The organism is Rivibacter subsaxonicus, from assembly GCF_004217215.1.
GTDB lineage: Bacteria > Pseudomonadota > Gammaproteobacteria > Burkholderiales > Burkholderiaceae_C > Rivibacter > Rivibacter subsaxonicus.
Genome location: NZ_SHKP01000004.1, coordinates 576691 through 595178, shown reverse-complemented (window position 1 = coordinate 595178; position 18488 = coordinate 576691). Strand labels below are relative to the sequence as shown.

Genomic DNA, 18488 nt, shown 5'->3' with positions numbered 1-18488 from the left:
ACCATGCGTGAAGGCACTGCCCCCATCATCCGGCGCGAGGACTACCAGGCTCCGGCCTACTGGATCCGCACGGTCGACCTGAGCTTCGACCTCGACCCGGCCAAGACCCTGGTCATCAACAAGATGACGATCGAGCGCAACGCCGAGCTTCCGGTACAGTCGCTGCGGCTCGATGGCGAGGACCTGAACCTGACCCGCGTGATGGTCAACGGCGAGCCGGCGACCTTTCGCGTCGAGAACGACCAGCTGGTGCTCGACGCCCTGCCCGACGGCCCGTTCACGCTCGAGGTGCGCAACACCATCGCGCCCGAGAAGAACCTGCAACTCAGCGGCCTCTACACCTCGGGTGGCGGCTTCTTCACGCAGTGCGAGGCGCAGGGCTTTCGCCGCATCAGCTACTTCCTCGACCGCCCCGACGTGATGGCGGTCTACACCGTCACGCTGCGCGCCGATGCGGAGAAGTACCCGGTGCTGCTGGGCAACGGCAACCTGGTCGCGCAGGGCGAGCTCGACGGCGGCCGCCACTTCGCCAAGTGGCACGACCCGTTTCCCAAGCCGAGCTACCTGTTCGCGCTGGTCGCGGCCAAGCTGGTCAGCCGCGAGCAGAAGATCGTCTCGCGCAGCGGCAAGGAGCACCTGCTGCAGGTCTACGTGCGCGCCGGCGACCTCGACAAGACCGAGCACGCGATGAACTCGTTGATCGCCTCGGTGGTCTGGGACGAGGCCCGCTTCGGCCTGCCGCTCGACCTCGAGCGCTTCATGATCGTCGCGGTCAGCGACTTCAACATGGGCGCGATGGAGAACAAGGGCCTCAACATCTTCAACACGAAGTTCGTGCTGGCCAGCCCGGCGACGGCCACCGACGCCGACTTCGCCAACATCGAGAGCGTGGTCGCCCACGAGTACTTCCACAACTGGACCGGCAACCGCGTGACCTGCCGCGACTGGTTCCAGCTCTCGCTGAAGGAAGGCCTCACGGTCTACCGCGACCAGGAGTTCAGCCAGGACATGGCCGGCGAGGCCAGCGCGCGCGCCGTCAAGCGCATCGAGGACGTGCGCCAGTTGCGCCAGTTCCAGTTCCCCGAGGACGCCGGCCCGATGGCGCACCCGGTGCGGCCCGAGCAGTACCAAGCGATCGACAACTTCTACACCGCCACCGTCTACGAGAAGGGTGCCGAGGTGGTGCGCATGATGGCCACGCTGGTCGGCCGGCGCGGCTTCGCCAAGGGCATGACGCTGTACTTCCAGCGCCATGACGGCCAGGCCGTGACCTGCGACGACTTCGCCCAGGCCATCGCCGACGCCAACCCCGGCAGCGAGCTGGCCGAGCGCCTCGATGCCTTCAAGCGCTGGTACAGCCAGGCCGGCACGCCGCAGGTGACGGCACGCGGTGCCTACGACGCCGCGGCGCGCACCTACACGCTCGAGCTGGCCCAGACCGGCACGCCGAACCCGGGCCAGCCGCACCGGCTGCCCTCCGTGATCCCCTTCGCGATGGGCCTGCTGGCGAGCGACGACGGCAGCGCCCTGCCGCTGCAATTGGCCGACGAACCGGGCGACACCGGCACCCACCGCGTGCTGGTGCTGGCCGAGGCCGAGCAGCGCTTCGTCTTCGTCAACGTCGACCGCGAGCCGGTGCCCTCGCTGCTGCGCGGCTATTCGGCACCGGTGCACCTCGACGCCGCGCTGGCCGACACTGCGCTGCTGACGCTGCTGCAGCACGACAGCGACGCCTTCAACCGCTGGGAGGCCGGCCAGCAGCTCGCGCTCAACCGCCTGCTCGCCGCGCTGCGCGGTGGCAGCACGCAGCTCGACGCGGCGTTCATCGACGCGATGCGCGGCGTGCTGCGCCACCCCACGCTCGACGCCGCGCTCAAGGAACTGGTGCTGACGCTGCCGAGCGAGACGGTGGTCGCCGAGGAACTCGGCGCCGAGGTCGACCCGGCCCGCATCCATGCGCTGCGCGAGGGCTTCCGGCTGCAGCTGGCGCAGGCACTGCGCGACGACTGGGTCTGGGCCTTCGAGACCCAGGCGCCGATCGGCGGCTACTCGCCCGACGCACGCGCCGCCGGCCAGCGGGCGCTGGTCAACCTGGCGCTGTCGATGCTGGTGCTCGACGCCACCGCCAGCGGCGACACCGTCTGGCCCGGCCGCGCCTACCAGCGCTTCAAGGACGCCACCAGCATGAGCGAGCGCTTCGGTGCACTGACCGCGCTGGTCAATGCCCATGCCGAGTTGGCGGCACCGGCGCTGGAGCGATTTCACGCGCTGTTCGCCGACGAGGCGCTGGTGATCGACAAGTGGTTCGCGCTGCAGGCCGGCGCGCCCGAGCCGCTCGGCGAAGGCGCCGGCGCGGTGTTCGAGCGCGTGCGCACGCTGGCCCAGCATCCCGACTTCACGCTGCGCAACCCCAACCGCGCGCGCAGCCTGCTGATGCCGCTGACGCTGATGAACCCGGCCGCCTTCCACCGTGCCGATGCCGCCGGCTATGTGTTCTGGGCCGACAAGGTGGTCGAGGTCGACGCCTTCAACCCGCAGCTGGCCTCGCGCCTGGCACGCTCGCTCGACCGCTGGCGCCTGCTCGCCGAGCCCTACCGCAGCGCGGCGCGCGAGGCGATCGCGCGCGTCGCGGCAAGGGCCGAACTCTCGGACGACACCCGCGAAATCGTCACCCGTTCGCTTCAAGACTAAGGCAAACCCATGGCCCGCAAGAAAAACGCCTTCTACGCCCAGTCCGGCGGCGTCACCGCCGTCATCAACGCCTCGGCCTGCGGCGTGATCGAGACGGCGCGCAAGCACGACGACGTGATCGGCAAGGTCTACGCAGGACGCAACGGCATCATCGGCGCGCTGACCGAGGACCTGATCGACACCAGCAAGGAATCGATCGCGGCAATCCGCGCGCTGCGCAACACGCCCTCGGGCGCCTTCGGCTCGTGCCGCTACAAGCTGAAGTCGCTCGAGACCCACAAGCGCGAGTACGAGCGCCTGATCGAGGTCTTCAAGGCGCACAACATCGGCTACTTCTTCTACAACGGCGGCGGCGACTCGGCCGACACCTGCTTCAAGATCAGCCAGCTCTCCGAGCAGATGGGCTACGGGGTCCAGGCGATCCACGTGCCCAAGACCGTGGACAACGACCTGCCGATCACCGACTGCTGCCCCGGCTTCGGTTCGGTCGCCAAGTACGTCGCGGTCTCGGCGCTGGAAGCCAGCTTCGACGTGCGCTCGATGGCCCGCACCTCGACCAAGGTCTTCGTGCTCGAGGTCATGGGCCGCCACGCCGGCTGGATCGCGGCCGCCGGCGGCCTGATCGAGGATCACGGCATCCCGGTCGTGATCCTGTTTCCCGAGGTCGAGTTCGACGAGAAGAAGTTCCTCGCCCGCGTCGACGCGCTGGTCAAGGAGCATGGCTACTGCACGGTGGTGGTGTCCGAGGGCTGCCACTATCCGGACGGTCGCTTCCTCGCCGAGCAGGGCACGCGCGATGCCTTCGGCCATGCGCAGCTCGGCGGCGCCGCGCCGGTGGTCGCCAACATGATCAAGGACGCGCTCGGCCACAAGTTCCACTGGGCGGTGGCCGACTACCTGCAGCGCGCGGCGCGCCACATCGCGTCGAAGACCGACGTCAAGCAGGCCTACGAGTTGGGCAAGAAGGCGGTCGAGTTGGCGGTCAAGGGCCACAACGCGGTGATGCCGACCGTCGAGCGCGTCTCCAACGTTCCCTACAAGTACCGCATCGGCGTGGCGCCGCTGGCCAAGGTGGCCAACGTCGAGAAGTTCATGCCGCGCGACTTCATCACCGCAGACGGCTTCGGCATCACGGCCAAGTGCAAGCGCTACCTGCTGCCGCTGATCCAGGGCGAGGACTACCCGACCTACGAGAACGGACTGCCGGTCTACGTGACGCTGAAGAACCGCGCGGTGGCGAAGAAGCTGTCGCCCTTCGAGCTCAAGTGATCCGGGCGGGCGCGCGGCCCGCCAGTACCTGGTCGATTTCGCGCAGTTCGTGCAGGTAGCCCTGGGCCACCAGGACCAAGGGCCCGGCCGGCGCCGCGGCGACGCGCGCGGCGAGTTCATCGAAGCGTGCCGATGCGCCCGGTTGCGGATGGGCCGTCGTCGCGGCGCGCACCCGCGACGCCAGCTCGGCTGCCAGCGCACGCGCCTCTTGCAAGGCCTCGTCCCGCAGTCCGCCTGAGGCCAGTTCGGCGTAGGCCAGGCTGGCGGCCATCGCGCACAGGCTCACCGTGTGTGCGACCCGCGCCCGCGCCATCAGCGCGGCGACGTCCTCCCGCAGCAGCTTCTCGTTCTGCAGGTCCTTGCCAGCCTTGTCGAGTTCCATCGTCGCGCTCAGCAAGGCGGCGCGCAGCGCCCGCGCGCCGCCGGTGCCACTGCCATCGATCTGCTCGAGCAGCCTGGCCGCGGCTGAAAGCGTGCTCGCGTGGCAGCGCGCGACCTCGTCGCGGCCGCGCACCGGCAACACCACGAAGCTGACCAGCAGGCCGACCGTAACGCCGATCAGCGTGTTCGCGGTACGCATCAGCGCGTAGTCGAGCACGTTGCCGGTGTGCATCACGATCGTCACCGCGCACAGCGAGGCACCGATGCGTGCCGCCGGCACGCCCCAGCCGAAGCCGACCGAGATGAAGGCGGTGAGTGCCACGCCGGCAGCCAGCGACCAGATCGACACGCCGAACAGCATCGCCATCGCGAGCCCGGCAGCCAGGCCGGCCAGCGTGCCGCGCACCCGGTTGCCCGAGGTGGCCAGGTCCTCGCCGACACTGCTGCCGACGACCAGCGCGGCGGTGAAGGCACTGTAGACACCGTACTGCTGCTGATCCCCGACGCACAGCAGGTAGCCGAAGAAGGCGGCGACACCGACCTTGAGGCAGTAGTGGAGCTTGGCTCCGGCGGGAGTGTTCCAGGCCATCGGTGGCTAGGGGCTGAATGCCGGGCGCGGCAGGCCCGCTATAATCGCATTCTTGTTGCCGGTGTAGCTCAGTTGGTAGAGCAGCTCATTCGTAATGAGAAGGTCGGGGGTTCGACTCCTCTCTCCGGCACCAGAACAGCCAAGGGCCTGACGCGAGTCAGGCCCTTTTGCTTTGCATCGAACAAGTCGCGGCGGGCATGCCGCCGTCGAGGCCTCAGCCGGCCAGCGGCGCGGCGGCTGTCGGTCGGATCTCGACCTCGCCGTCGGCGACCAACTCGTAGCCGTCGTCGAGCAGGTTCTGCTCGCGCCAGCGGTTGCCCAGCAGGCCCGGCACCAGGAACAGTGCACCGTACGCGGCAGCCAGGGCCACGGCCATCGGCACACGGCCCGCGGCCGCGGGCGAAGCCTCGAGCACCGCGTGCAGGTAGCGGCAGCCGAGCAGCGCGGCAACCCACAGCGCGGCCTGCGACCAGAGCCGGTTGTAGAGCATCCACGCCACGTTGAAGAAGAAGGCCGGCCAGCAGAAACCGACCTTGACCACCTGTGGCGGATGCAGGCGCTGCGTGAAGACCCTGTGCTGTTTCATGTTCCTTCTCCCGACGATGCGCCGCAAGCGGCATTCGATTCGTGCGCCGAAGGACAGCGAGGACTGCGGCTGTCCGGCAAACCGGTCAATCGACCGGCTTGCTTGCCGCAGCGTAGCGGGAACATCCTCTTACAGATAGCTTCGACGCGTCGGTGGGCACGCTCGGCGTAGCGAACAGCCAACAGCAGCGAGCCCCGAGGGGGCGATGGCGATCGCTCGTCACGCCGTGACGACGGCGCCGCGATCGTCGTTGCCCGCGACTTTCTTCACGCTGCCGACTGACGCACGGGCTGCGGCAGTCGAACTGTGCGGACGCAAGACGATTGCAGGCGCGTCCTGCGGCCGCAGACACCGGGCGAGAAGCACGTCACGGATCGACGGCTCGATCGGCCCAAGATGTGAGCAATGCACGCTTCGCAGCGGCGATGACGCTCGCAGTTGTCCGACTGGCGCACACATGAACGACCGGCGGACCTTCGCCAGCGCGCCGTCGGCAATCGCGCGAACCTGCGACGAAGATCCCGAACGCGACCGCGCGCATGGCTTGCAAACCCCTGTCGCTGCGCATTTTTCCCGGCCTGACGCCTCGCCCCAGCGCGCACAATCTCAAAGGTCGAGACTGGGTGCTGCCGCTTCGGCGGACACCCTCAGCCTGTCCTTGTCTTCATGCCTGCATCCGATCCGAGTCCCGATGCGGCCGCCGATCGCGGTCGCGCCTACAGCGCATCACTCGCCCGCACGTGGCTCGACGCCGATGACGTGACTCGACCGTGCGCGCACGCCCTGCGGGCCGGAGCGCGTTGATGAGCAGTCCGCACGCAGACCCCGGCCAGGCGCCGGGCGAGCAGGCTCCGCCGCCGCGGGTCATGCTGGTCGACGACGACGAAGTCAACCTCGGCCTGACCGCGACCGCGCTGACCGAACGCGGCTTCGCGGTGCTCGCGCTCGGTAGCGGGCAGGATGCGCTGCATCAAGTGGCCGACTGGCTGCCCGATGTCGTGGTGCTCGACACGATGATGCCGGGCCTTGACGGCTTCGAGACCTGCCGCGCGCTGCATGCGCTGCCGCGCTTTGCATCGATGCCGGTGCTGATGTTGACCGGCGTCGACGACGAGGCCTCGATCGGTCGCGCCTACGAGGCCGGCGCCACCGACTTCTTCGTCAAGGGAACGCAGTGGAGCCTGCTGGCCGGGCGCCTGCGCTACCTGCTGCGGGCCTCGCGCACGCGCATCGAGCTCGAGCGCAGCAAGAGCCGGCTGGCACGCGCGCAGGACCTGGCACGCATGGGCAGCTTCGAGTGGTGGCGGGCACAGGGCCGGCTCCACTTTTCGCCGGAGGCGCTACGCGTGTTCGGCCTCGGCAGCGGCGAGCGTCCGGGCCTGCGCAGGTTGGCGCGGATGGTGCCGCCGGCCCAGCGCCGGGCCTTCATCGAACTCTTGCAGCAGACACCGACCGCCGAACGCCAGCTCGTGGTCGACGTGACGGTCAGGCTGGCCGAGGACCGCCAGCGCATCATCCACGTCGAGGCCGAGCCCGAGTTCAACGACCAGGGTCGGCTGGCCGGCTTCACCGGCATCGTGCAGGACGTGACCGAACGCCGCGCGGCCGAGGAGCACATCCGCCATCTGGCCAACTTCGATGCCCTGACCGGCCTGCCGAACCGGCGCCAGCTGATCTGGCGCGCCGAGCGCGCGATCGAGCATGCCAAGCGGCTCGATCACCAGGTCGGGCTGCTGCTGATCGACCTCGACCGCTTCAAGCTGATCAACGACACGCTCGGCCACGGTGCCGGCGACGAGTTGCTGATGGAAGTCGCGCGTCGGCTGCGTTCCTGCGTGCGCCACACCGACCAGGTGACCGAGGCCGCCGGCGACCCGCACGCCCCGCGCGCCCATCGCTCGCTCGAGGCGGTGGGCCGGCTCGGCGGCGACGAGTTCGTGGCGCTGCTGCCCGAGGTGGGCAACGACCTCGATGCCGAGCGCGTTGCAATGCGCATCCTCGAGGTCATGCGACCGCCGTTCATGGTCGGCGGCGAGGAATGCTTCGTCACCGCCAGCATCGGCATCGCGATCTTCCCGCGCGACGGCGCCGGCGTGGTCGACGTGCTGCGCAATGCCGACGTCGCGATGCATTCGGTCAAGACCGGTGGCCGCAACGCGACCGCGACCTACCGGCCGCACCTGGCCGGCAAGGGCCGCGAGCAGATCGAGACCGAGAGCGCGCTGCACAAGGCCATCGAGCGCGGCGAACTGGTGCTGCACTACCAGCCCAAGGTCGACGTGCGCTCGGCGCGCGTGGTCGGCGTCGAGGCGCTGATGCGCTGGCAGCGCGGCAACCGCCTGGTGCCGCCGGCGCAGTTCATTCCGCTGGCCGAGGAAACCGGCCTCATCGTGCCGCTCAGCGAGTGGGCGATCCGGGAGGCGGCGCGCCAGGCCGGCGTCTGGCGCGATCGCATGGGCTTCGAGACGCCGATCGCGGTCAACCTGCCGAGCCGCCTGTTCGAGCGCTCGGACCTGGTGACCCACATCCAGGCCGCCGCCGCGCGCCACGACCTGCTGCCGCGCGTGATCCAGATCGAGATCACCGAAGACCGGCTGATGAAGAACCTCGAGGTGCGGCCCACGCTGCACCGGCTCAACGAGATCGGCGTCGAGATCTCGATCGACGACTTCGGCACCGGCTATTCCTCGCTCGCCTACCTGAGCCGGCTGCCGATCAGCGAGCTCAAGATCGACCGCAGCTTCGTGCGCGAGCTCGGCACCACGCCGCAGAGCGCAGCGGTGGTCACCGCCATCATCGCGCTGGCGCGCGCGCTCGGCATCCGCGTCGTGGCCGAGGGCGTCGAGACGCTCGGCCAGATGGAGATGCTGCACCGCCTGGGCTGCGGCCTGATGCAGGGCTTCCTCTTCAGCCAGGCCCGGCCCGGCGACCAGCTCGAACGCTGGATCATGGAGACCGTGCTGCCGCGCATGGCGCCGCGCATCGCCCATGTCGAAGGTACCGAGATGACACCCGCGGGCGAGTCGATCCGGCTCGGGTACAGCACCACCGCGTGAGCGCGGCGCGGCCGAAGGCCGTGATCCTCATGGCCTTCGGCCCCTCGGTCGAGCCGGCGGTGCGCGCCGCGCGGCTGTATGCGGGTGCACCGATCTACGCCATCGGCATCGTCAACTCCCGCTCGACGCTCGAGGCCCTGGGCGACCAGGCGCGCGGCCTGGCCTTCACCCAGGTCACGCCCTATCCGTTCCAGCCCAACACCGCGATCACGCGCGACTACGGCGCTGCGATGGCACGCGCCGGACTGCCGCTCGACGTCGATCACTTCTTCGGCTACCTGAACCTGCGCGTGCTGCTCGAGGCAATGCGCCGCACCGGCAAGTCGATCAGCCCGCAGAGCCTGCTCAACACGCTCGAGTCGGTCGGCAAGATCGGCCTCGGCGGCTACGAGGTGAAGTGGGGACCGCAGAACCACCACGGTTCGAGCTTCGTCGACGTCATGGTGGTGGGGCCAGGCGGGCGCTTCATTCGCTGAGCGATTGCGAGCCGTGGCGGAAGCGGTGAGATTCGAACTCACGGACGGTTGCCCGTCGCCGGTTTTCAAGACCGGTGCAATCGACCACTCTGCCACGCTTCCAGCGGCGCCGATTCTACGGGGCTGAGTCGATCGGCCGGGCGCGTCGGCACGGGTTCCGCGCGGCCCGCCGCTAAACTCGCGCCCTCGCATGAAGCCCTCGCCTCGCCACCCGCTGCAGTCCCTGCGCCGCCTCGCGTTGCGCGAGGGCTGGGCGCGCGTGCTGCTCGGCCTGTGGCTCGCTTTCGGCCTGCTGGTCGCGCCGATCCAGGCGGCCCAGCATGGCGCGGCGATGGCGCTGGCGCAGGAGGTCTGCTCGGCCGCTGGTGCGCTGATGGTCGATGCCAACGGCCAGCCGCTGGCCGACGGCGCCGGCACCCACGCCGGCCACGACTGCTGCACGGGCGGCCTGAGCGGGCTGCCCTCCTCGGTGCCCACGCTCGTGGCGCCGAGCTTGCCGTTGCCGAACTGGCAGCCAAGTGCGGTGGCCGCGACGCCCGCGCTGGCGCTGGGCGTGCCGCCGGCGCGTGGCCCGCCAGGTGGCCTCGCCCCCACGCGCATGCCGCACTGAGGCACCCGAGAGCGGGGGCCTTGCGGCCCCTTCACGCTTTCGGAGCGCCTCCCATGCCCACTGTCCCCTCCCCGCGGCCGCTGGCCGCCGCCTGCGCCTTGCTGTGCGCCGGCCTGGCGCAGGCCCAACCCTCGCCGCCCGATGCCGAGGTCGGCACGATCACGCTCAAGCCGGTCGTCGTCAGCGGCAAGCGCAACGCCGACCAGTCCACGCTGACCCAGCCCGACCTGCCGACCGCGCGCGCCCGCATCGAGCTGACGCCGGGAGGCGTCGGCATCGTCGATGCCGAGCAGTACAGCGAGGGCCGCGTCGCCACGCTGGCCGACTCGCTCGGCATGGCGACCGGCGTCTTCGTGCAACCGCGCTTCGGTGCCGAGGAGGCGCGCATCGCGATCCGCGGCTCGGGCCTGCAGCGCACCTTCCACGGCCGCGGCTTGAAGCTGATGCAGGACGGCGTGCCGCTCAACCTGGCCGACGGCAGCTTCGACTTCCAGGCGGTGGAGGCGCTGTCGGCGCGCTACGTCGAGGTCTGGCGCGGCGCCAACGCGCTGCAGTACGGCGCGGCCACGCTCGGTGGCGCGATCAACTTCGTCTCGCCCAACGGCTACAACGCCGATGAATGGCGGCTGCGCGGCGAGGCCGGCAGCTTCGGCTACCGCCGCGCGCAGGCCTCGACCGGCCAGATCCTCGGCTCGGTCGATGCCTACGTGGCGCTGAGCCATTTCGGCCAGGATGGCTATCGCGACCATGCTGAGCAATCGAGCCAGCGCGCCTTCGCCAACATCGGCTGGCAGCTCGCGCCGAACCTGGAGACGCGCTTCTACCTCGGCCAGGTGCGCAGCCGCTCCGAGCTGCCGGGCGGCCTGACGCCGGCCCAGTTCGAGGCCGATCCGCGCCAGGCCAACCCCGGCAACATCACGCTCGACCAGCGCCGCGACATCGACTGGACCCGCGCCTCCAACAAGACGGTCTGGCGCATCGATGGCGAGCAGCAGATCGAGCTGTTCGCCTTTGCCGCGTGGAAGCAACTCGACCACCCGATCTTCCAGGTGCTGCAACAGGACAGCCGCGACCAAGGGCTGGAAGCGCGCTGGCTCAGCGAGGCATCGCTGGCGGGCCGGCGCAACCGATTCGTCGCCGGCATCAACGCCGCGCGCGGAGTCACCGATGACGACCGCTTCGTCAATGTCGGCGGCAGCCCCGGCGCGCGCACCGACCAGAGCCTGCAGACGGCGCGCAACCTCGAGCTCTATGGCGAGTGGCAGCACGAGGTGCAGCCCGCCTGGTGGCTGGTGGCCGGGCTGCATGGCCTTGAGGCCTCGCGCCGCTTCGAGGACCGCTACATCGTCGCCGGCAACGATCAGAGCTTCGACCAGCGCTATCGCGGCTGGAGTCCGAAGCTCGGGCTGCGCGTCGATGCGGCGCCGGGCTGGCAGTGGTTCGCCAATCTCTCGCGCAGCTTCGAGCCGCCGAGCTTCGGCGAGCTCACCGGCGGCTCGGTGCCGGTGCTCAACGAGGCGCAGCGCGGCACCACGCTCGAGCTCGGCACGCGCGGGCGCACGCCTTTGCTGCAATGGGACCTGGCGCTCTACCAGACGCGCATCGATGGCGAGCTGCTGTCCATCTCGGGCACCAACGGCAACGGCACCACCGTCAACGCCGACCGCACGCTGCACCGCGGGGTCGAGCTGGGCCTGGCCAGCCCGGAGGGCAGCACCTCGCCGCTGGGCTGGCGCCTGAACGGACTGCTCAACGACTTCCGCTTCGACGGCGATGTCGTCTATGGCAACGCACGGCTGCCGGGCATCCCGCGCGCCACGCTGCGCGCCGAGCTGGGCTGGCGCTTCGCCCCGGCGCTGCGCGTCTCGCTGCAGGCCGAGGCGGCGAGTTCGACGGCGATCGACTACGCGCGCACGCTGTTTGCCGCGGGCTACGCGACATGGGGGCTGCGCGCAGCCGGCAGCTTCGACGCGCAGGGGCGGCTCGGCTGGTTCGTCGAGGGCCGCAACCTCGCCGACAGGCGCTATGCCGCCACCACCGGCGTGATCCGCGACGCCTCGCTGCCCGGCGCGCCGCTGGCGCAGCTCTATCCGGGTGACGGCCGTGCCGTCTACGCCGGCCTCGACTGGAGACTCTGATGAAAACCCATCAATTCGCGCTCGCCTCGGCATTGCTGCTGTCGGCCCTCGCGCCGGCCGCGGCCCATGTGGGCGTCACGCCCGACCACCTGCCGGCCGGCGCCTATGCCCGACTGGCCTTCACGGTGCCGCATGGTTGCAAGGGCAGCGCCACGACCGGTCTGCAGCTGCGCATCCCGCACGAGCAGCTCCACGCCGCCAGGCCGATGCCCAAGCCGGGCTGGACGCTCGAGATCCGGCGCGCGCCGCTGGCCGCGCCGGTATCGCTGCACGGCCGCGAGCTCAGGGACAGCGTGGTCGAGATCAGTTGGAGCGGCGGCCCGCTGGCCAACGCCCACTTCGACGAGTTCGTGATCCAGGGCAAGCTCGCCGACGGCAACGCGCCGCTGCGCTTCGAGGTGCTGCAGATCTGCGAGCAGGGCCGCACCGAGTGGAACGGCACGGCCGGCTCCGAGAGCCCGGCACCGGTGCTGAAGATCGACGACGCCGATCCGCATGCCGGGCATCACTAGGGATCGCTCAGCCGGGCCTCTGCGCCTGCGCGCACTTCACCTGCAGCACCTCGCGCCGGCCGCCGTCGACGCGCACCGCGCTCAGCGCGCCGCCCCAGACGCAGCCGGTGTCGAGCGCCAGCAGGTCGGGCCGGTCGATCAGCCCGAGCGTGGACCAGTGGCCGAAGGCGATCGGATCGCCTTCGGTGCGCCGGCCCGGCACCGCGAACCACGGCATCAGCCCGGGCGGCGCGCCATCGGCGCCTTCCTTGGTCTTGAGGTCGAGCATGCCCTCGGCCGTGCAGAAGCGGATGCGGGTCAGCACGTTGACCGCAAAACGCAAGCGCTCGTGGCCAGCCAGCGCATCGCTCCAGCGCGAAGGCTCGTTGCCGTACATCACTTCGAGAAAGCCATGCAGGTCGGGCCCGCGCAGGCAGGCCTCGAGTTCGGCCGCCAGTTGCAGCGTCAGCGCCCGGTCCCACTGCGGGGCGACGCCGGCATGCACCAGCAACCAGCCTTCGGCCTCGGCCGCCATCTGCCGGTGGCGCAGCCAGTCGAGCCAGTGCGCGCGACGCGGCGAGGCCAGCACCTCGTCGAAGGTGTCGCTGCGGTGCGCCTTGCGCACGCCCTGCGCCACGGCCAGCAGGTGCAGGTCGTGGTTGCCGAGAAGGCAGCTTGCGGCATCGCCGAAGGAGGCCAGGCGTTCGAGCGTGCGCAGCGAGGCCGGGCCGCGGTTGACGAGGTCGCCCAGCACGAAGATGCGGTCGCGCGAAGCCGAGAAACCGATCTCGGCGAGCAAGCGGTCGAGCGCGTCACAGCAGCCCTGCAGGTCGCCGATCAGATGAATCATGGGTCGATTCTGCTACGCTGGGCGCCCTCTTCGGCCCTCCGCGGCGCCGTCTGCAGTTCGCGCCTCACGCGCGTGCCCGCAGCGCCGGCCCGCCCTGCATGGAATTCCTGTTCCTCGGTTTCCTGATCCTGCTCAACGGCGCGTTTGCCATGTCGGAGATGGCGCTCGCTGCCAGCCGCAAGGCGCGGCTGCAGGTGCTGGTCGAGAGCGGCGACTCGGGCGCCGCGGCGGCGATGGACCTGCACGACAACCCGACCCAGTTCCTGTCGACGGTGCAGATCGGCATCACCTCGATCGGCATCCTCAACGGCATCGTCGGCGAGGCCGCATTCGCCGCACCGCTGGCGACCTGGCTCAAGCGCGGCTTCATGGTGCCCGAGCGGGTGGCCGACATCGGCGCGCTGGTGCTGGTGGTGGTGATCATCACGTTCCTCACCATCGTCTTTGGCGAACTGGTGCCCAAGCGCATCGGCCAGATGTACCCCGAGACAGTGGCGCGCCGGGTGGCCACGCCGATGCGCTGGCTCAGCAGCGCCACGCGGCCCTTCGTGCGGCTGCTGTCGTGGAGCACCGGCGCCGTGCTGCGCCTGCTCGGCGTGCGCGACTCGGGAGCGCGCACCGTGACCACCGAGGAGATCGCCGCCAGCCTCGAGGAGGGGCTCGATGCCGGTGTCATCGAGGCCCACGAGCACCAGATGGTGCGCAACGTGTTTCGCCTCGACGAGCGCCAGGTCGGCTCGATGATGATTCCTCGCGCCGAGATCACCTGGCTCGACGCGGGCGAGCCGATCGAGGCGGCGTTGCAGGTGATCGCCGACCAGGATCACTCGCGCTACCCGGTCTGTCGCGGCGGTCTCGACGAGGTGCTGGGCGTGGTCGCGGCGCAGCAGCTCTTGCAGTTGGTCGCGCGCGGCCAGCCGCTGTCGCTGCAGCAAGGCCTGCAGCCGCCGGTGTTCGTGCCCGAAACGCTGACCGGCATGGAGCTGCTCGAGCATTTCCGCGGCTCGGACACGCAGATGGTGTTCGTGGTCGACGAATATGGCGAGGTGCAGGGCGTGATCACCGTGCGCGACGTGCTCGAGGCCATCACCGGCGAGTTCAGCGCACCGAGCGACGGCGATGCCTGGGCGGTGCAACGCGAGGATGGTTCGTGGCTGGTCGACGGCCTGATTCCGGTGCCCGAATTGAAGGACCGATTGGGGCTGAAAGAGCTGCCCGACGAGGACCGCGGCCGCTACAACACGCTGGCTGGCATGATCATGCTTTTGCTCGGCCGGTTGCCGCAGACCGCCGACGTCGTCGAATGGGCCGGATGGCGCTTCGAGGTCGTCGACCTCGACGGAAAGCGGGTCGACAAAGTACTGGTCGTCAAGTCGGCCGAGTCCGCAGCACGCGGCAATTTGGTCACAACATCTGAAGTATCCGGAGTCTAGAAATGAGTTCCCCCCAAGCGATTTACCGTGAACCCGTGCTGCTCGATCGCACGAAGCACCGCGGCAAGCGCCTCAAGCCCAGCAGCAACGTGGCCTTTGCCGCGCCGATGAACTCGGTGTTCGTCGCCGTCAGCGAGTTTCCGGAAGTCTGCAAGGAGTTCGTCATCGGCTTCGTCGACGCCGGCGATGTCAAGGACGCCGCGGGCCGCCAGGAGGTCTCGCCGATCGCGCTGCTCGGCCTGCGCGACAACGAGAACCTGTTCGTCGATGCCGATGGCAGCTGGAACGGCCGCTACGTGCCGGCCTTCATCCGCCGCTACCCGCTGGGCTATGCCAACACCGGCGAGGGCCAGACGAGCGTGATGATCGACGAGGCCTTCGAAGGCCTCAACGACAGCGAGGGCGAACTGCTGGTGCAGGACGACGGCGAGGCCACGCCCTTCCTGCAGGAGGTGATCAAGTTCCTCGACAACTTCGAGCTCGAAGTGCAGCGCACGCGCCAGCTGTGCCAACGCATCGTCGAACTCGACCTGCTCAAGCCGGTGACGATCGACATCACCCAGCCCGACGGCTCGCAGTTCAGCGCCGGTGGCGTGCAGATGATCGACGAGGCCAAGCTCAAGGCACTGCCCGAGGCGGTGGTGGTGGAACTCACGCGCAACGGCGCGCTAGGCCTGCTGCATGCGCACCTGATCTCGACCACCAACGTGCAACGCCTGACCGAGCGTCTGGGCACGCGGATGGCCAAGGCTGCAGCGCCCGCTGCCTGATCGCGAGCCCTCGCGATCGAAGAGCAGGCCGCCCTCGGGCGGCCTGTGTCGTTTCGCTAGAGGGTCTTCAGGTACTCGAGCAGCGCCTCCTTGTCGGCCGCCGGCAGCGCGGTGCCGAACTCGTGGCCCTGGTTGCCGCCGCCCTTGCGGCCCACCTCGTAGAGCGTGCCGATGCGCTCGGCCTCGGTGCCGCTGCTGACGAAGCCGACCCGGACCGGGTCGTAGACGTCATAGCCGCGATAGAACTTCTGCGGCCGCGCCGCGGCGGGCTCGAGCAGGTCGTGCAGCGTCGGTACCGAGCCGTTGTGCAGGTAGGGCGCGCGCAGCCAGATGCCGTCGAGGAAGGCCGCGGTGTAGCCGATCAGGTCTTCCTCGACCAGGCCCCTGCGTTCGATGCCCATCGCCGCCACCGCCTTGTTGGCGGCGATGGCGGCTTCCTTGTTCCACGTGTCCATGCGGTTGCGGTCGGTCTTGACCTCCGCCAGCGGCAGCCGCGTGCCGGTGAGCTCGCTCGCGTGGCAGCTCGCGCACTCGCGCTCGAAGAGCGCCTTGCCGGCGGCCGAGCGCGTTGCGTTGACCGGGAACGGGTACTTCGGCGCTTGCAGCTTGCCGAGGTATTCCTGCAGCCATGCGATGTGACCGAGGAACTCGTCCTTGCGCTTGGGCGCTGCGCCGAGCACGCCGAGCGCGGAGTCGATGATCACCGAGTGCGCATCGTGGCTATCGCCGGCGTAGTTGAGCCGCATGCCCTTTTCCCAGTCGTACTTCTGCAGGTTCCAGACCGAGGGCATGTCGGTCGGGCCGAAGTGGTCGTCCATCGGCAGCTCGAGCATGAAGTAGCGCGTCAGGTTCATCGCGTCGTCGCGACCACGGCCCCAGTCGGGAAAGTCCTTGCGATAGATCCAGGCGAACTGCTTCTCGCGCTCGGTCAGGCGCTGCTTGGTGATCGGGATCACGAAGAAGCGGTAGAGCAGCTTGTCGATCAGGTCGAGGTCGGTCACGAGGTTGATCTCGCGCATCAGGTTGTCGGCGTTGAAGCGCGGATCCTTGGCGCAGTCGACCAAGAAGCGGAAGAAGCCCTCGACATCGGTCGTGTGGCCCGGACCGGCGACGACGAAATGCGGCGTGTCGGTCAGGCTCGCGCGCCAGGTCGCCACGTGGCAGACCGCGCAGGTGTTGGCCACGCGCGGAAAGCCGATCGTCTTCTTGGTGAAGCCGACCGGCAGTTCCTGGCCCTGCTCCCACGGCACGCCGAGCGAGGCGTAGCCGCCGGGGCCGGGCAGCTTCTCGGGAAACATGCGCGGCAGCACGTAGAAGATCCAGTACGGGATGCCAGCGTCGTGCTCGGCGCCGATCGAGCCGTACTTGAAGCGCATCTCGGGCGTGGCCGTCACCCAGGCCGGCTGCGGCCGCTCGCGAAAACCGCGGTCCCAGGCGATGTAGGCGCCGACGGCGACCAGCACGCCGACCAGCAGCAACGCCAGCTTGAACCAGCGTCTCTTCCACAGCGGCAGCGCGTCCATCACGGCCTCCTGGCTCAGAAAGTCTTCAGGTACTCGAGCAGCGCGCGCTTCTCGGAGTCGGGCAGCTCGGTGCCGTAGTCGCGGCCCTCGTGGCCGGCATTCGAGTTGCCCTTGGCCCTGGTGTCGTAGCGGAAGTAGCGGCGCTCGCCCTCGGCGGCCATGTCGGCGACGAAGCCGACGCGCACCGGGTCGTAGAGATCGTTGCCGCGATGGAAGCTCTTCGGTCGATTCGCCGAGGGCTCGAGCAGGTCGTGCAGCGTCGGCACCGAGCCGTTGTGCAGGTAGGGCGCGCGCAGCCACAGCCCGTCGAGCGGCATGTTGGCGTAGCCATGGGTCTTGCGGAAATGGCAGAAGCGCCACGGGTAGCCGGCGTAGTTGGTCGACAGGTTCTGCGCCAGCACCTCGCTGAAGGAATCGAGCCGGCGCCGGTCGGTGCCGATCTGCTCCCAGCGCGTGATCCGGCCGACCCGCGGGCCGTAGAGCTCGGCGTCGCTCTCGCCCGGCTGCACGCAACGCACCTCGCGTTCGGCCTCGGGCAGCGCGAACTCGGCACCGCTGGCGCCATGGCAGCCGGCGCAGTAGGCCTTGTAGACCGGCGCGCCCTGCGCGGCGAGCGCCTCGTCGATCGCGAAGAAGCTGTCGAAGGCCGGCGGTCGGGCCGTCAGCAGCCAGTTCTCGACGCGGGCGATGCGCGCCAGGTCGATCGTCGGCGGCAGCGTGCCGGTGCCGAAAGCCGCGTTCTTGTTGCGCTCCTCCGTGCTGTTGTTGTTGCCGTCCCAATGCAGCTGCATGCCCTTCTTCTGGGCCTGGTTCCAGATCGCCGGGAAGTCGCCCGCCGCATTGAGCTCGCGCTCGTCGACGCAGCGCTTCTCGTCGCCGTCGGCGCAGACCAGCGGAAAGTTGAACAGCACCTTGTTGGCGCTGAAGGTGTCGACCCGCCCCGGCCCCCAGTCGTTCTGGTCCCAGACGAAGTCGAAGCGTCCGGCCAACTGCAGGATGCGATCGCGCATCAGCGCGATCGCCACCGGATAGACGACATAGCGGTCGATCACGTCGAGCCCGGCGCCGAGCCGCTCGATCTCGGGAATTACGTGCTCGACGGTGAACTTCGGATCGGCGGCACAGCGGAAGAAGAATTTCTCGAAGTCCATGATGTCGAAGCGATGCGCCGGCATGCCGCTGATGACCACCGGCGCCGCACCGGCCACGGTGCGCACCGTGCTGGTGTGGCAGGCCGCGCAGTTGAGGAAGACGCGGTCGACGCCCTGGTAGCGCCGCCTTGAAACGCCGACCGGCAGGTCCAGCGGCCGGCCCTCGGCCCCGTTCTCGAAGATGAAGCCCAGCGACTCGTAGCCGCGGCCGGGATCGGGCAGGTGCTGGGCGCAGACCTGCGGCAGCGCGCGCCAGATCCAGTACGGAAAGCCGCTCGCGATCTCGCCGCCGGTCGAGCCGTACTTGAAGTGCTGCTCCGGCGCGGCGTAGTCCACCGGCTCGTCGCCCGAGAAGCGCAGCAGCAGGTAGAACGCCACAGCCGCCGGCAGCGCGAGCGCGAGGATCGCGAGACAGATGAAGCGGCGGCGCCAGCGGCGCGCGGCGTCGGCATGGGGAGGGGCGGTGTCCATGGC

General features: G+C 69.5%; 14 protein-coding genes and 2 tRNA genes. 10 read left to right on the top strand and 6 right to left on the bottom strand.

Annotated features, from left to right (window positions below; genetic code table 11):
- The first annotated feature begins 3 nt into the window (after positions 1-3).
- Together pepN and EV670_RS02640 are read left to right on the top strand one after the other, a co-directional pair.
- Positions 4-2691 carry an aminopeptidase N gene (gene pepN, locus EV670_RS02645; RefSeq protein WP_130430256.1) on the top strand — a complete coding sequence of 896 codons (2688 nt, stop codon included), beginning with the start codon at positions 4-6 and terminating at the stop codon, positions 2689-2691.
- A 9-nt stretch (positions 2692-2700) separates the two neighbouring features.
- Positions 2701-3960 (top strand): 6-phosphofructokinase, encoded by a 1260-nt coding sequence (locus EV670_RS02640; protein WP_130430255.1) that lies wholly within the window; start codon positions 2701-2703, stop codon positions 3958-3960.
- Here the strand turns inward: EV670_RS02640 and EV670_RS02635 are convergent.
- The gene (locus EV670_RS02635; protein WP_130430254.1) at positions 3953-4930 is read right to left on the bottom strand and encodes an FUSC family protein; all 978 of its coding nucleotides are present in this window, start codon (positions 4928-4930) and stop codon (positions 3953-3955) included. The two genes, EV670_RS02640 and EV670_RS02635, sit on opposite strands and share 8 nt — an antisense overlap.
- Before the next feature lie 57 nt (positions 4931-4987).
- On the opposite strand from EV670_RS02635, the gene EV670_RS02630 reads away from it, so the two are divergent.
- Positions 4988-5063, top strand: a tRNA-Thr gene (locus EV670_RS02630).
- A gap of 81 nt (positions 5064-5144) precedes the next feature.
- Here the strand turns inward: EV670_RS02630 and EV670_RS02625 are convergent.
- On the bottom strand, positions 5145-5516 hold the full coding sequence (locus EV670_RS02625) for a DUF2628 domain-containing protein (protein WP_130430253.1): 372 nt from the start codon (positions 5514-5516) through the stop codon (positions 5145-5147).
- An 803-nt stretch (positions 5517-6319) separates the two neighbouring features.
- Between EV670_RS02625 and EV670_RS02620 the strand changes: the two genes are divergently transcribed.
- Both EV670_RS02620 and EV670_RS02615 read left to right on the top strand, forming a co-directional pair.
- Positions 6320-8572: a putative bifunctional diguanylate cyclase/phosphodiesterase gene (locus tag EV670_RS02620; protein ID WP_130430252.1), complete on the top strand. Its 2253-nt coding sequence runs from the start codon at positions 6320-6322 to the stop codon at positions 8570-8572.
- Complete coding sequence (locus EV670_RS02615) at positions 8569-9048, top strand: ABC transporter substrate-binding protein (protein ID WP_207224984.1); 480 nt, start codon at positions 8569-8571, stop codon at positions 9046-9048. Before EV670_RS02620 ends, EV670_RS02615 begins: the two co-directional genes overlap by 4 nt.
- 14 nt (positions 9049-9062) lie before the next feature.
- Here EV670_RS02615 and EV670_RS02610 read toward each other — a convergent pair.
- Positions 9063-9150: transfer RNA gene (locus EV670_RS02610), tRNA-Ser, on the bottom strand.
- 88 nt (positions 9151-9238) lie between these two features.
- Here EV670_RS02610 and EV670_RS02605 point away from each other — a divergent pair.
- The 3 genes from EV670_RS02605 to EV670_RS02595 are packed head-to-tail and all read left to right on the top strand — an operon-like array spanning position 9239 to position 12308.
- Entirely contained in the window at positions 9239-9658 is a 420-nt protein-coding gene (locus EV670_RS02605) for a DUF2946 family protein (RefSeq protein ID WP_130430250.1), read from the top strand.
- 53 nt (positions 9659-9711) lie between these two features.
- Positions 9712-11796, top strand: a complete 2085-nt coding sequence (locus EV670_RS02600; protein WP_130430249.1) for a TonB-dependent receptor family protein — start codon at positions 9712-9714, stop codon at positions 11794-11796.
- Positions 11796-12308, top strand: coding sequence for a YcnI family copper-binding membrane protein (locus tag EV670_RS02595; protein ID WP_130430248.1), 513 nt, complete (start codon positions 11796-11798; stop codon positions 12306-12308). Before EV670_RS02600 ends, EV670_RS02595 begins: the two co-directional genes overlap by 1 nt.
- Before the next feature lie 7 nt (positions 12309-12315).
- Here EV670_RS02595 and EV670_RS02590 read toward each other — a convergent pair whose 3' ends face one another.
- Complete coding sequence (locus tag EV670_RS02590; RefSeq protein WP_130430247.1) at positions 12316-13137, bottom strand: symmetrical bis(5'-nucleosyl)-tetraphosphatase; 822 nt, start codon at positions 13135-13137, stop codon at positions 12316-12318.
- Positions 13138-13235: 98 nt separating this feature from the next.
- On the opposite strand from EV670_RS02590, the gene EV670_RS02585 reads away from it, so the two are divergent.
- Together EV670_RS02585 and EV670_RS02580 are read left to right on the top strand one after the other, a co-directional pair.
- Positions 13236-14570 (top strand): hemolysin family protein, encoded by a 1335-nt coding sequence (locus tag EV670_RS02585; RefSeq protein ID WP_130430246.1) that lies wholly within the window; start codon positions 13236-13238, stop codon positions 14568-14570.
- Positions 14571-14572: 2 nt separating this feature from the next.
- Positions 14573-15340: a SapC family protein gene (locus tag EV670_RS02580; RefSeq protein WP_130430245.1), complete on the top strand. Its 768-nt coding sequence runs from the start codon at positions 14573-14575 to the stop codon at positions 15338-15340.
- Positions 15341-15396: 56 nt separating this feature from the next.
- On the opposite strand, the gene EV670_RS02575 is transcribed toward EV670_RS02580, so the two are convergent.
- Both EV670_RS02575 and EV670_RS02570 read right to left on the bottom strand, forming a co-directional pair.
- The gene (locus EV670_RS02575; protein WP_130430244.1) at positions 15397-16863 is read right to left on the bottom strand and encodes a c-type cytochrome; all 1467 of its coding nucleotides are present in this window, start codon (positions 16861-16863) and stop codon (positions 15397-15399) included.
- A 14-nt stretch (positions 16864-16877) separates the two neighbouring features.
- Positions 16878-18485, bottom strand: a complete 1608-nt coding sequence (locus EV670_RS02570) for a c-type cytochrome (RefSeq protein WP_130430243.1) — start codon at positions 18483-18485, stop codon at positions 16878-16880.
- Positions 18486-18488: the final 3 nt, after the last annotated feature.

Coding starts and splice junctions, on each gene's coding strand:
- pepN (WP_130430256.1), top strand. CDS start 4: ATGCGTGAAGGCACTGCCCCCATCATCCGGCGCGAGGACTACCAGGCT.
- EV670_RS02640 (WP_130430255.1), top strand. CDS start 2,701: ATGGCCCGCAAGAAAAACGCCTTCTACGCCCAGTCCGGCGGCGTCACC.
- EV670_RS02635 (WP_130430254.1), bottom strand. CDS start 4,930: ATGGCCTGGAACACTCCCGCCGGAGCCAAGCTCCACTACTGCCTCAAG.
- EV670_RS02625 (WP_130430253.1), bottom strand. CDS start 5,516: ATGAAACAGCACAGGGTCTTCACGCAGCGCCTGCATCCGCCACAGGTG.
- EV670_RS02620 (WP_130430252.1), top strand. CDS start 6,320: ATGAGCAGTCCGCACGCAGACCCCGGCCAGGCGCCGGGCGAGCAGGCT.
- EV670_RS02605 (WP_130430250.1), top strand. CDS start 9,239: ATGAAGCCCTCGCCTCGCCACCCGCTGCAGTCCCTGCGCCGCCTCGCG.
- EV670_RS02600 (WP_130430249.1), top strand. CDS start 9,712: ATGCCCACTGTCCCCTCCCCGCGGCCGCTGGCCGCCGCCTGCGCCTTG.
- EV670_RS02595 (WP_130430248.1), top strand. CDS start 11,796: ATGAAAACCCATCAATTCGCGCTCGCCTCGGCATTGCTGCTGTCGGCC.
- EV670_RS02590 (WP_130430247.1), bottom strand. CDS start 13,137: ATGATTCATCTGATCGGCGACCTGCAGGGCTGCTGTGACGCGCTCGAC.
- EV670_RS02585 (WP_130430246.1), top strand. CDS start 13,236: ATGGAATTCCTGTTCCTCGGTTTCCTGATCCTGCTCAACGGCGCGTTT.
- EV670_RS02580 (WP_130430245.1), top strand. CDS start 14,573: ATGAGTTCCCCCCAAGCGATTTACCGTGAACCCGTGCTGCTCGATCGC.
- EV670_RS02575 (WP_130430244.1), bottom strand. CDS start 16,863: ATGGACGCGCTGCCGCTGTGGAAGAGACGCTGGTTCAAGCTGGCGTTG.
- EV670_RS02570 (WP_130430243.1), bottom strand. CDS start 18,485: ATGGACACCGCCCCTCCCCATGCCGACGCCGCGCGCCGCTGGCGCCGC.